We start from the raw sequence: 13,517 nt of genomic DNA on the forward strand, positions 1-13,517 counted from the left end.
TTCGTCGGCTCGTGTGCTCGATCACCGCGAGCACGCCAGGGCGATCAGCCGGGCCTCGACCTCACCGCTCACCGGGGACGCACCGGAGGAAGATCACGCTTTTTGCGCGAGACGGTGGCAAGGACATCACCACCGGTCCCGGTGAACCGCTTGGCGACCAGCCGCAGCATCTCGACCCGAGACCCCGAGCCGGGCCGCGATCACATCCTTCGGCTCGGCTGGCCCACCGAGGTGTCCAGTGCGAGCAGCACCCGCGCCCGCCTGATCGCCGACGCCGGATGCACCCCCGTGGTGGTCAGCCGGATCAAGTCCTTGTCCGGCAGGGAAAGGGGACCTGCCGGACAGCAACCTCCCAGCACCAGGAGCCATAGCTAAGCAGCGACACGCCACTAGGCCTCCCTGGACCACGCCTTGGAGAGGGCGAGCTTGCCGCCGGTGTGCAGCAACGATCCCGAGTACACCCGGCTCGCCAGCAGCACGGTCAGCACGACCGTCCCGGCCAGCAGCCCCATGGCCAGCAGCGGTTCCCACAGCGCCGCGTCACCGGCGAACAGCCGCACCGGCATCGCGATCGCCGACGAGAACGGCAGGAACGACAGCACGGTGAGCACGGCGACGTTGTCGGAGAAGAACATCACGCCGAAGTACGGTCCCATCACCAGGAGCATCACCAGGCCCATGCTCGAACCCAAGTCCTCCTGCCTGCTGACCAACGACCCTGCCACCGCCCACATCGCGGCCAGCAGCACGAAGCCCAACACCAGGAACGGCACGAACCAGCCCAGCGCGGGCGCGACCAGCGCCAGCAGCTCCGAGTGGCCGCCCAGCCGCATCGCCACCGGCGCGGCCACCGCGATCACCAGCACCTGGCCGATCGTCAGCAGCGAGTGGCCCACGATCTTGCCCGCCAGCAGCGCGCGCACCGGCACCGTCGACACCAGGATCTCCACGATCCGCGTCTGCTTCTCGGTGACGGTGCTCTGCGCGATCGCCGTCCCGCCCATCCCGAACATGAGGAACAGCAACGCGAACACCATGATCACGAGCTGTCGCTGGCCCTGGCCGACCTCGGCCGGGTCGAGCAGGTCGACCGGCGGCGCGGTGCGCAGCGCGGCCACGACGTCGGTCGGCGGGTCGGCCAACGCGACGACCCGGATGCCCGTGGCGGACTCGCCCGTGGTGTCCGGCACGACCGCCGCCTCCACCTCCTCCGACCGGATCAACGCCTCGGCGGCGGCCAGGTCGGCAACCTCGCGGACCTCCACACCGGTGTCCGTCAACGCCTCTGCGGCCTGCGAGCCGACCGTGGCCACCTTGGTCTCACCGCCACCGAGCACGGTCGGCAGGATCGACATCGCGAACAACCCGACCACGATCACGCCGAGGCCGATCCAGAACGCCCTGGTGCGCAGGAACGTCTTCATCTCCCGCTCGGCGACCAGCCTGGTGGCCGCGGCGAACCCGCGCGACCCGCCGTCCCGCTCCCGCTCCGTCACGCCGGTCATCAGATCGCCTCCATGAAGATCTCGCCGAGCGTCGGCACGACGGGGGTGAAGCTGCGCACGGAACCCCGGCGCAGGGCGGCTTCCAGGACCACCTGGTCCACTTCGGCGTCACCGTCCGGTTCGAACACCACCCGCGGGCCGTCGACGTCGACCACCCGGACGCCCGGCACGTCGCGCACCCACCCGGCGTCGGACGCCACCACCAGCTCGAACCGCGTGGTGCCGTACCGGGTCCGCAGCTCGTCCCGCGCGCCGCTGACCGCGATCCGGCCGCCGGAGATGATCACCACGTCGTCGCACAGCCGTTCCACCACGGACAGCTGGTGGCTGGAGAACAGCACGGGCACACCGCTCGCGGCCCGGTCGCGCAGCACCCCGAGCACCGTCTCGACCGCGATCGGGTCCAGCCCGGAGAACGGCTCGTCCATGATCAGCATGACGGGGTCGTGCACCAGTGCTGCGGCGACCTGCGCGCGCTGCTGGTTGCCCAGCGACAGCTCTTCGAGCTTGTCCTTGGCCCGGTGGCCCAGTTCGAGCTGGTCGAGCAGGCGTTCGGTGTTGCGCCGCGCGGTGTCCTTGTCGAGGCCGTGCAGCTGCCCGAGCCAGGCGATCTGCTCGGCGACGGCCATCTTCGGGTACAGGCCGCGTTCCTCGGGCATGTACCCGAACCGCTGCTGCACCGAGCCCGTCACCGGCGAGCCGTGCCAGGCGACCGTGCCGCCGTGCGCGGCGAGGACACCGAGGACGATGCGCATGGTGGTGGTCTTGCCGGACCCGTTCGCGCCCAGGAACCCGGTCATGCGGCCGGGCCGGACCTCGAAGGACACCCCGTCGAGGACCTGGTGGTCGCCGAAACTCCGGCTCACCGACGTCACTGTCAACATGATCGCAACGCTAGGCCCCGCACGCCTCCGCCACGTCCGGCGCGAGATCGACCCCGGGGGTCATCCTCGCGGAGGACCCCCTTGGCCCGGTTCCACGATCCCGTGCTCGTAGGCGAACACGACCGCGTGCGTGCGGTCGCGCAGGCCCAGCTTGGCCAGGATGCGCGACACGTGCGTCTTCACCGTCGTCTCCCCCAGGTACAGCGCGCCGGCGATCTCCGCGTTGCTCGCGCCGCGCGCGAGGTGGACCAGCACCTCGAACTCGCGGTCGGTCAGCTCGGACGGCCGGTGCGCGGGCGTTGCCGGTGCCGGTCCGGTGAACCGGGCGATGACGCGCCGCGTGACCTCGGGCGACAGCAGGGCGTCACCTCGGGCGACGATCCGGACCGAGTCGACCAGGTCCTCGGGTGAGGCGTTCTTGAGCAGGAAGCCGCTCGCGCCCGCCCGCAGCGCCTCGAACAGGTAGTCCTCGCGGTCGAACGTGGTGAGGATGACGACGTTGATCGGGTTGCCCGCGCCTGCCGGGCCGAGGATGCGCCGGGTGGCCTCCAGCCCGTCGATGCCCGGCATCTGCACGTCCATCAGCACGACGTCCGGCTGGAGCCGGCCGACCACGTCCACGGCCTCGACGCCGTCACGGGCCTCGCCGACCACCTCGATGTCGTCCTCGGTGCCGAGGATCACCCGGAAGCCCGCCCGCACCAGGTCCTGGTCGTCGGCGAGCACCACGCGCAAGGGGGTCGTCATGCCGGGAACCTCGCACGGACCCGGTACCCGGCGTCACGGCGGGGTCCGGCTTCCAACTCGCCGCCGTGCACCGCGACCCGTTCCCGCATGCCGACCAGGCCGAACCCGGTGAGGCCCACCGACGTGCCCTTGGAGCCGCGCCCGTCGTCGGCCACCTCGACCTCCAGCGAGTTCTCCAGGAACCGCACCCGCACGTCCGCCTTGCGCGCGTCCGCGTGCTTCACCACGTTCGTCAACGACTCCTGCACGATCCGGTACACCGACAGCGCGACGCCCTCCGGCACCGGCCGGGGGTCGCCGTACACGCCGTGCTCCACGTCGAGCCCCGCCGACCGCGCCAGTTCGGCCAGCTCAGGAAGCTGGTCCAGGCCCGGTGACGACGTCTCGCCCTCCTTGTCGCGGACCTCCTCCTGGTCGGCACGCAGCACGCCCAGCAGCCCGCGCAGTTCGCCGATCGCGGTGCGCGCGGTGTCCTCGACGGTCCGCAACGCCTCGCGGGCCAGGTCGAGGTCGCGGTCGAGCACCCGCCGCGCCGCGCCCGCCTGCACGCCCATCACCGACACGTGGTGCGCGACGACGTCGTGCAGGTCACGGGCGATGCGGACGCGTTCGGCGACGATCGCGCCACGCGTGTTCTGCTCCTGCGACCGGCGCAGTTGCTCGGCGCGGTGCTCCAGCTCGGCCTGTCGGCGGGCCGATTCCCACGCCATGTCGCCGAAGAAGTACGAGGAGAGGAAGAACAGCAGGTTGAACCCGATGCCGTAGAGCACCGACGCGATCACCGGGTCCAGCGGACCGGCCGCTCCCTCGAACGACGGCGCGGGGCGCACCAGGAACTGCACCAGCCCGAACCCGAGCCAGGCGAACATCACCACGATCACCGCGACCCGCGCCCACCGCGCCCGCGTCCGGTCCTGCCCCCACGCGCCGGCGCTGAACATGGCCAGGAACAACGCGACCGAGGGCACGAGGTTGTCGCCCACCTGTCGTGCCTGCGCCGCGATCAACAGCCCGCCGACCACGAGCAGCACGGCCACCGGGAACCGCCGTCGTGCCACCAGCGGCAGCGTCAGGGCAGCGCCCCAGGCGAGTTGCTCCGGCATCGACACCACGTCGTCGAACACCATCGCGCCCATGCTGTTGACCAGCACCGTCACCGCCGTCGCGCCCGCCAGCGCCGCGAGCGCCAGCCAGACGTCGTGCCGCCGCTGGGCCGCAGTGGGGCCGGGACGCCGCCACTGCGCCCACACGGGCTCACGCGACCATTCGTCCGCCATGCCGAGAACGTAACCCGGCCGGCGTTCGCCCAGCACGCCGGACCACCACGGTCCAGCGGTGGTCACCGCGAGGCGCCTGCGAGACCGGGCTGATCACCCCCGGCGACAGTGGGCGGACAGGGACGAGCCCGGCCGATCACTGGCGGATCGGCCGGGCTCGTCGGTGAAGCGGATCAGGCGAGGTCGAACCGGTCGAGTTCCATGACCTTGGTCCAGGCCGCGACGAAGTCGGCCACGAACTTCTCGCGGGCGTCGTCACTGGCGTAGACCTCGGCGAGGGCGCGCAGCTGCGAGTTGGAGCCGAAGACGAGGTCGACCGCCGTGGCGGTCCACTTCAGCTCGTCGGTGGCCACGTCCCGGATCTCGTACACGTGCTCCTCGGACTCCGACGCCTTCCACCGGGTGCCCGGCGAGAGGAGGTTGGTGAAGAAGTCGTTGGTGAGCACGCCGGGCCGGTCGGTGAGGACGCCGTGCCGGCTGCCGCCGTGGTTGGCCTCCAGGGACCGCAGACCGCCGAGGAGGACGGTCATCTCCGGCGCCGTCAGGTCGAGCATGTACGCGCGCTCGACGAGCAGCACCTCGGGCTGGAGCTTCTCGCCGGCCCGCAGGTAGTTGCGGAACCCGTCGGCGCGCGGCTCCAGGACCTTGAACGACTCGACGTCGGTCTGCTCCTGGACGGCGTCGGTGCGACCCGGGCGGAACGGCACGGTCACCTCGAAGCCGGCGTCGCGCGCCGCCTTCTCGACGGCGGCCGAACCGGCCAGCACGATCAGGTCGGCGAGCGAGATCTTCGCGCCGCCCGCCTCGTTGAACTCGCGCTGGACGCCCTCCAGGACCTCCAGCACCTTCCCGAGCTGCTCGGGCTGGTTGACCTCCCAGTTGCGCTGGGGCTCCAGGCGGATCCGGGCGCCGTTCGCGCCGCCGCGCTTGTCGGTGGAGCGGAAGCTCGCGGCGGAGGCCCAGGCGGTGCTGATCAGCTCGGTGGTGGTGAGTCCGGTCTCGAGGACCTTCGCCTTGAGCGCGGCGATGTCGGTGTCGCCCACGAGGTCGTGGTCGACGGCCGGCACCGGGTCCTGCCACAGCTGGGCCTCGGGGACCCACGGTCCGAGGTAGCGGCTGGCCGGACCCATGTCGCGGTGCAGCAGCTTGTACCAGGCCTTGGCGAAGGCCAGCGCGAACTCGTCGGGGTTCTCCAGGAAGCGGCGGGAGATCTTCTCGTACGCCGGGTCGACGCGCAGCGACAGGTCCGTCGTCAGCATGGTCGGCTTGTGCTTCTTGGCCGGGTCGTGCGCGTCGGGGATGATCGCCTCGGCGTCCTTGGCGACCCACTGCTTGGCGCCGCCGGGGCTCGTGGTGAGCTCCCACTCGTAGCCGAAGAGGATCTCGAAGAACCGGTTGCTCCACTGCGTCGGCTTGTCCGTCCACGTCACCTCGAGACCGCTGGTGATCGTGTCGGCGCCCTTGCCGCTGCCGTAGGTGCTCAGCCAGCCCAGGCCCTGCGCCTCCAACGGGGCGCCTTCGGGCTCCGGGCCCACGTGGCTGTCGGCCACGCCGGCGCCGTGGGTCTTGCCGAAGGTGTGGCCGCCCGCGATGAGGGCCACGGTCTCCTCGTCGTTCATCGCCATCCGGCCGAAGGTCTGCCGGATGAAGTGCGCCGCCGCGAGCGGGTCCGCGTTGCCGCGCGGGCCCTCGGGGTTGACGTAGATCAGCCCCATCTCGGTCGCGCCGACCTCGGGCGCCATCTCCGACTCGCTGACGTAGCGCTCGTCACCCAGCCAGGCGTCCTCCGGGCCCCAGAAGATCTCCTCCGGCTCCCAGACGTCCTCGCGGCCGAAGCCGAAGCCGAAGGTCTTGAAGCCCATCGACTCCAGGGCCACGTTGCCGGCGAGCACGAGCAGGTCGGCCCATGAGACCTTCTGGCCGTACTTCTGCTTGACCGGCCACAGCAGCCGGCGCGCCTTGTCGAGGTTGGCGTTGTCGGGCCAGCTGTTGAGCGGGGCGAAGCGCTGACCGCCGTCGCCCGCGCCGCCGCGGCCGTCGTGGATGCGGTAGGTGCCGGCGGCGTGCCAGCTCATCCGGATCATCAGGCCGCCGTAGTGGCCGAAGTCGGCGGGCCACCAGTCCTGCGAGGTGGTGAGCACCTCGGTGATGTCGCGCTTCAGCGCCTCGACGTCGAGCTTGGCGAACTCCGCGGCGTAGCTGAAGTTCGCCCCCAGCGGGTTGCTCTTCGTCGAGTGCGCGCCCAGCACCGAGAGGTCGAGCTGGTTGGGCCACCAATCCCGGTTCGTGCGCGGACGGCCGCCGGTCTTCGGGGTCGGCGAGTCGATCGCCGGGTTCTCGCTTTCGCTGCCGTGCGCGGTCACGGAGTCGTGCGCGACCGGGCAGCCGACCGCGGCCTTCTGGTCCACGCCCTGTGCGCTTGAGGGGGGCGTCTTCCCGAGGTCGCTCAATTTACTTCCTTCCAGCGGGCGGATCATTGGCGGTGTTCTGGGTCGAGCAGTCGGGGCAGGTGCCCCAAAAGACGACCTCGGCCTCGTCGACGACGTAGCCGCCGTCGTCCGAGGCGGTAAGACAGGGGCTGTGTCCGACGGCGCAGTCGACGTCGGCGATCGCGCCGCAGGAACGGCATACGACGTGGTGGTGGTTGTCACCGACCCGGGACTCGTAGCGGGCCGTGGCGCCGGCGGGCTGGATGCGCCGCAGCAGGCCGGCGTCGGTCAACGCCCGCAGCACGTCGTAGACGGCTTGGTGGGACACCGTCGGGAGGTCAGCCCGGACCAACGTGATCACCGTCTCGGTGTCGACGTGCGGGTGGTCGCGCAGCGCGGCGAGCACGGCCAACCGGGGCCGGGTCACCCGCAGCGAGACCGCTCGCAGCTGCGCCTCGAAGTCGGATGTCACGCCCCGAGTCTAGACCGCTTGTCTGGAACGAATCAAATTTACCTTCGTCACACCGCAGTCACGAGCACTCTAGGTGACGTCTCGACTACACAGGACGTCCACAAAGCACGGACGGCGGCTGCCGTTCCGAGTGGAGGATTCAGCTCGCCGGCCGTCTCATCGGCCGGCTTCGCCGAACCAGCGGGCCAGGCGACCGGCCCGGTCGACCGCGCGGATGCGCCGCTCGGTGGCGGCGCGGATGGCTTCGGTGGCGACGATCAACAGCTGGTCGCCCTCTTCCAGGCGGGTGTCCGGTTGCGGGTTGGAACTTTCCCCGTCGCGGACGACGAGGCTCACCACCGCCGTGGCCGGCAGCCGGAGTTCACCGACGTGCACCCCGTGCAGTCGTGAGCCGGTCGGAATCCGCACCTGGAGGAGCACCGCTCCCAACTCGTCGAGCGGCGCGGCGTCGACGGCCACCTCCTGCGGCTGGACCGGTTGGAGGAGGCCGAGCCGGCGGGCCACGGCGGGCAGGGTGGTGCCCTGCACCAGGGTGAGCAGCCCGACCAGGATGAACACCGCGTCCACCAGCCGCTGCGCCCCCGGCACGCCTTCGGTCAGCGGGATGAGCGCGAGCACGATCGGCACCGCGCCCCGCAACCCCGACCAGGACAGGAACGCCTGCTCCCGCCACGGCACCCGGAACGGCGCCGCGGAGACCACCACCGACAGGGGGCGGGCCAGCAGCACCAGCACCGCTCCGGCCACCAGGGCCGCCACCAGCGCACCCCCGAGCCGGCCGGGTGAGGCGTACAGGCCGAGCAGCACGAACAACCCGATCTGCGCCAGCCACCCCAGTCCCTCCACGAACGACAGGGTGTCGCCCCGGTGCGGCAGCCGGGCGTTGCCCAGCACGAGCCCGGCCACGTAGGTGGCCAGCAGCCCCGAGGTCCCCAAGCCCTGGGCGGTGACGTAGGCCGCCAGGCACACCCCCATCGTCGCCAGCGGGTACAGGCCGGTGGCCGGCAGCGCCGCGCGCCGCAACCCCTGGGCACCCAGCCACGCCAGCGCGCCGCCGATCACGCCGCCGACCGCCAGCTGGTAGAGCGCCAGCATCGGCGTCCACCAGTGGATCGCCTCGGTCGAGGCGAGCAGGACCACGGCGATGAACACCGGCGCGTCGTTGAGGCCGGACTCCAGCTCCAGCGTCCCGGACAGCCGCTTGCTCACCCCGACCCCGCGCAGCACGCTGAACACCGCCGCCGCATCGGTGGACGACAGCACCGCACCCCACAGGAAGGCGGTGCGCCAGTCCAGGTCCAGCAGCAGGTGCAACGCCGCACCGGTGACCGCGATGCTCACCGCGACGGCCAGCGTGGACAGCGCCAACCCCAGCCCGAGCGCCGGCTTGACGTCCTTCCACCGGGTGGTCAGACCGCCTTCGGCCAGGATCAGGATCAACGCGGCGATCCCCAACGACTGGGTCAACGCCGCGTCGTCGAACCGGATGCCGATCCCCGCCTCGCCCAGCACCACCCCGATCGCCAGGTACAGCAGCAGCGACGGCAGACCCAACCGCACCGAGATCCGCACCGCCAACACCGACACCAGGAGCACCGCGGCGACCACGCCCAGTACCGCGGTCAGATCCACCAGCCCGCCCTCTCACCCGTCCTACCCCGATGGCTTGGCAACTCGGGTAGGCCGCCACGACGCGAAGCGTCAGCGCAACAAGCCCACCGGCCGAGCGCAACCGCAACGCACACCCCGCACGGCGATTCACCCGCGCGGGCACGACGACCTACAGCACCACCGCGGGCGGAGACCGGTCACGCACCGTGGCCGCCGTCGGCGTGAGCGGGGACCGGGAGGCGACCAGCCGAGCAGGGGCGAAGCGCGCGACAACCAGCGGAGGTGACACGGCCGGGAACGCCGCGTCCAGCCCAGGTCCCACCGGCCTCGAACCGGGACCAGACGCCACACGGATGGCTGAACCTCGGTGACCGAACGAGGACTGCGCTCCCGGTACGTCACCCCGGAGCTCCGCCGGCACGGCCGGTCCGGTGCCGACTGCCACGCCGGACGTAGCGGGGGCACCGGCATCGGCTGACGGGACGGGCCACAACAGCACGAGGGCGACCAAGAGCGCCAGCACAGGCTGCCACAGCACGCGCCCACCTCGCTGCTGCCGCTCCACGCACGCCCTCCTCCGGTCGCGCCTCACCCTAACCCGACGAGCCCGGGCACTGCGGCACGCCTGTGCCTGATTCCGGGTCGATCGCGGCCCGAGTCCGACTGTCCTCAGTGGAGCCGGAGCCGGTCGGACTGACCGGGCTGCCGGTCACCGCGTCTGCGACCCGGGTCCGGCGGCGGCGCGCCCGGTTGCCGCTCACGCCCGTGCCCGACTGGGACACGGTCGACGCCGCGTTCGAGTCGATGCGCACCCCCGTGCGGCGGCTGGTGCACGAGGTGCTGCGCTCCGCACCGGGCTCCGACCTCGCGCGCCCGGCTGCGTGTTGGAGGCAGTGGTCTGCGCGGGCTTCGGCTTGGCTGTCATCGGCTCGTTCGGGCATCGGCTCGTTCGGGGTTGAGCGCGGTCGCGGTCTCTCCCGACGTGGCGGGCACCGTGGTCGCGTTGGCCGTCGGCGCCGCGGGTGGTCTCCGACATCGTCCTGACCGTCGGAGCCATCCGACGACTTCGTGACAAGAACGCCGCTGCGGAACGCACGTCCCGAACCGCCCAAGGTGATGTTGTCCAACGGCAGCCCGGCGAACGGGGCACGGCACGGGCCGACTGCCGCCCGCTTCGGGCTGTCGCCGGACTTGTCCGGTCAAGGCGGTCGCCGGCTCTGGACGGCTGGGCCGTCGTCAGCCAGAGTCGGGGGCGGTGATCGGGCGCTCGGATCACCTGACAACGTTGTCACCCAGAGAGGTCCCCCTGCCGATGCCACTCCGACGAGGCAACTCACTCCTGCTGGCCGCCGCACTGGCGCTCGTCGGCGCACCGCTCGCCGCGACGCCGGCCGCCGCCCAGCCCACCGACGTGGACCCGACGACCCTGGTCAACCCGTTCGTCGGCACGCAGAACTTCGGCAACACGTTCCCCGGCGCCAGCATGCCGTTCGGCATGGTGCAGCTCAGCCCGGACACCGGTGGCCAGGGCGGTTACGACTACCAGCAGCAGGAGATCCACGGCTTCAGCCACACCCACCTGTCCGGCGTCGGCTGCGGCGTGGCGGGGGAACTGCCGGTCATGCCGACGACCGGCCCGGTGGACAACGTCGACATCGCCGGGTACCGGTCGGGGTACTCGCACGCCGACGAAGAGGCGCGGCCGGGCTACTACCGCGTCGGGCTGTCCCGGTACGGCGTGGACGCGGAGCTGACCGCCACGTCCCGCACCGGCTGGCAGCGCCACACCTTCCCGGCCGGGGCGCAGGCGAACGTCCTGTTCAACACCGGCAAGGCGAACCAGCAGGTGCTCGACTCCGAGGTGCACGTCATCGGCGACCGCACCATCGAGGGACGGGTGCGCGCCGGGCGGTTCTGCGCCGGCCACGACGAGCACACCGTGTACTTCACGGCGACGTTCGACCGGCCGTTCGCGAGCTTCGGCACGTGGCGCGGCACGACCCGCGCGCCGGGGGTGCCGGACGCGGCGGGCCAGGGCGGCAACGGCGCGTGGGTGACCTTCGACGCGACCGCCGACCGCGACGTGGTGCTCAAGGTCGGCCTCTCGTACACCGGCATCGAGGGCGCACGGAAGAACCTCGCCGCCGAGACCGGCGACTCGTACGACTTCGACGCCACGAAAGCCGCCGCGCACCAGGCGTGGGTGCAGCGGCTGAACTCGATCCGGATCGACGGCGGCGCGCCGGAGCGGCGGGTCGCGTTCTACACCGCGCTCTACCACTCGCTGCTGCACCCGAACCTCGCCGGCGACGTGGACGGCCGGTACATGGGTTTCGACGGGAAGCCGCACACCGCCGAGGGGTTCACGCCGTACCAGAACCTGTCGCTGTGGGACACCTACCGGCCGCAGAACCAACTGCTGGAGCTGCTGGAACCCGAGGTGGCGCGGGACGTCGCGCTCTCGGTCGTCGCGAGCGGACGGGACGGCGGGTGGTTGCCGCGCTGGGCGCTGGCCAACAGCGAGACCAACATCATGACCGGTGACCCGGTGACGCCGTTCCTGGTCGAGGCGTGGTCGAAGGGCCTGCTCGCCGGGTACGAGGAGGAGGCGTACGAGCTGCTCAAGCGCAACGCCACCACCGTCCCGCCCGCCGACTCGCCGTACAACGGCCGGTCCGGCGTCGAGTTCTACAGCGATCGCGGCTACATCCCGTCCGGGCTCGTGCTCGGCACCGACTGCGCGCACAAGGGCGGCGACAACGACTGCGCGCACCCGGCGTCGGCGACGCTGGAGTACGCGGCGGCGGACGCGTCGCTCGCCGTCATGGCGGAGGGCCTGGGCAAGCGGGACGACGCGCGGGTGTTCGCCGATCGGGGCCAGTGGTACCGGAACCTGTGGGACGCCTCGACCGGCCACTTCCGCCCCCGCACGGCCGAGGGCACGTGGGTGACGCCGTACAACCCGGTCGACGCGGGCCACCAGTTCCACGAGGGCGGCGCGTTCCAGTACCAGTGGCTGGTGCCGCAGGACCCGAACGGGCTCGTCGACCTGATGGGCGGCCGGGAGGCCACCGAGGACCGGCTCGACGCGTTCTTCGCCTACGACAAGCTGCTCGCCGACCCGGCCAGGACCGTGCGGGAGGACTGGATCACCCAGCCCTACGACTACTACGGCAAGCCCACCTACAACCCCAACAACGAACCCGACCTGCTCGCGCCGTACTTCTACCTGTCGACGCGCACGCCCGCGAAGACGGCGACCGTGGTGCGGGCGGCGATGACGTTGTTCACCACCGGACCGGACGGCATGACCGGCAACGACGACCTGGGCACGATGTCGGCGTGGTACGTGTTCTCGTCGCTGGGCCTGTACCCGACGATGAGCGGCGGCGACTTCCTCGCCCTGTCCAGCCCCCAGTTCCCGGGCGCGACCGTCCGAACCGGGCAGAACACGCTGACCATCACCGCCCCCGGCGCGAGCGACGCCAACCGGTACGTGGGGCAGGTGTCGCTGAACGGCCGTGACGTGCGCAAGACGTGGCTGGACTGGGACTCCGTCATCGCCGGCGGCACGTTGGCCCACCAGCTCGGCACGACGCCGTCGTCCTGGGGCACCGACCCGGGCTCCGAGCCGCCCTCGATCAACCGCGCGCGGCCCGACGACCGGCGGCACGTGGACGCGTCGCTGCGGCAGTCCGCGGCGGTCGTGCCCACGGCGGACTCGCCGCAGACCGTGCCGCTGACGCTGGACGTGCTCGCGCAGGCGCCCGGCGCGGTGCCGGTCGAGGTGACGACGGAGGTGCCGGCCGGTTGGTCGGCCCCGGCCACCCCGCCGATGGTGATCAAGTCGCACCGGCTGCCGACCCAGCGGTCGGTCGAGGTCGTGGTCACGGTGCCGGCCGGCACGCCGATCGGCAGCTACCCGGTGCGCGTCACCGTGCACGGGCCGAACACCGTTGTGCGTGAGGCCGTGCTCGAAGTGCGGCAGGCGGCGACGTGCGCGGTGTCGGGCGAGCAGTGCGCGGTGGACTTGTCGCGGGAGCTGAACCACGACGGCACGGCGACGGTCGCCGCGTCGGGTCAGGGCAACTTCGACGGCCAGGGCTGGAGCTACGACGCCGCGTTGCTGCCCGCCGCCGGTCCCGTGTCGTGGGGTGGCGTGACGTACCAGGCCCCGGACGCGACCGGCACGGCCGCGAACTTCGTGGAAGCGCGCGGGCAGGCCATGCTGCTGCCCGCGGGTGAGCACGGCGCGTTGCGACTCGTGGCGGCGGCGCACAACGGCCCGGTATCCACGTCCGTCACGGTCCGGTACGCCGACGGCAGCACCGCAGAGGTGCCGATGACGGTCGGCGACTGGGCCGGCTCCGGCGGTGCGGTCGTGCTGGACATGCCGCACCGCATCAGGGCGGGGCAGGGCGTGGACGGCCCGCCGGTGCGGCTGTTCGGCCTGTCCCTGCCGCTCGACCCGGCCAAGGCCGTGCACTCGGTGACGCTGCCCGACGACCGGCGGGTGGAGGTGTACGCGATCACGCTGGTCTGACGGCCCGGCGCGTCAGGGGCGGGCGTCCTCGGTCGCCCGCCCCGCGCCG

Annotated in this window: 8 protein-coding genes; 1 reads left to right on the forward strand and 7 read right to left on the reverse strand. The window is 71.8% G+C overall.

What is annotated here, in order from left to right:
- Window positions 1-389 precede the first annotated feature (389 nt).
- The 7 genes from ACRAKI_RS09775 to ACRAKI_RS09805 all read right to left on the reverse strand — a co-directional run bounded on the left by ACRAKI_RS09775 (window position 390) and on the right by ACRAKI_RS09805 (window position 8,949).
- A complete protein-coding gene (locus ACRAKI_RS09775) occupies window positions 390-1,505 on the reverse strand; it encodes an ABC transporter permease (protein ID WP_447006729.1) in 1,116 nt (371 codons plus the stop codon).
- On the reverse strand, window positions 1,505-2,389 hold the full coding sequence (locus tag ACRAKI_RS09780; protein ID WP_447006730.1) for an ABC transporter ATP-binding protein: 885 nt from the start codon (window positions 2,387-2,389) through the stop codon (window positions 1,505-1,507). Before ACRAKI_RS09780 ends, ACRAKI_RS09775 begins: the two co-directional genes overlap by 1 nt.
- A 60-nt stretch (window positions 2,390-2,449) precedes the next feature.
- Window positions 2,450-3,136: a response regulator gene (locus ACRAKI_RS09785; RefSeq protein ID WP_447006731.1), complete on the reverse strand. Its 687-nt coding sequence runs from the start codon at window positions 3,134-3,136 to the stop codon at window positions 2,450-2,452.
- A complete protein-coding gene (locus tag ACRAKI_RS09790; protein WP_447006732.1) occupies window positions 3,133-4,413 on the reverse strand; it encodes a sensor histidine kinase in 1,281 nt (426 codons plus the stop codon). Before ACRAKI_RS09790 ends, ACRAKI_RS09785 begins: the two co-directional genes overlap by 4 nt.
- Window positions 4,414-4,586: 173 nt before the next feature.
- The gene (gene katG, locus ACRAKI_RS09795) at window positions 4,587-6,863 is read right to left on the reverse strand and encodes a catalase/peroxidase HPI (protein WP_447006733.1); all 2,277 of its coding nucleotides are present in this window, start codon (window positions 6,861-6,863) and stop codon (window positions 4,587-4,589) included.
- Window position 6,864: 1 nt separating this feature from the next.
- Window positions 6,865-7,314, reverse strand: a complete 450-nt coding sequence (locus ACRAKI_RS09800; RefSeq protein WP_447006734.1) for a Fur family transcriptional regulator — start codon at window positions 7,312-7,314, stop codon at window positions 6,865-6,867.
- A gap of 156 nt (window positions 7,315-7,470) precedes the next feature.
- The gene (locus tag ACRAKI_RS09805) at window positions 7,471-8,949 is read right to left on the reverse strand and encodes a potassium/proton antiporter (RefSeq protein ID WP_447008375.1); all 1,479 of its coding nucleotides are present in this window, start codon (window positions 8,947-8,949) and stop codon (window positions 7,471-7,473) included.
- Window positions 8,950-10,237: 1,288 nt separating this feature from the next.
- Between ACRAKI_RS09805 and ACRAKI_RS09810 the strand changes: the two genes are divergently transcribed.
- Complete coding sequence (locus ACRAKI_RS09810) at window positions 10,238-13,468, forward strand: GH92 family glycosyl hydrolase (protein ID WP_447006735.1); 3,231 nt, start codon at window positions 10,238-10,240, stop codon at window positions 13,466-13,468.
- Window positions 13,469-13,517 lie beyond the last annotated feature (49 nt).

It is taken from the genome of Saccharothrix isguenensis, assembly GCF_052936305.1.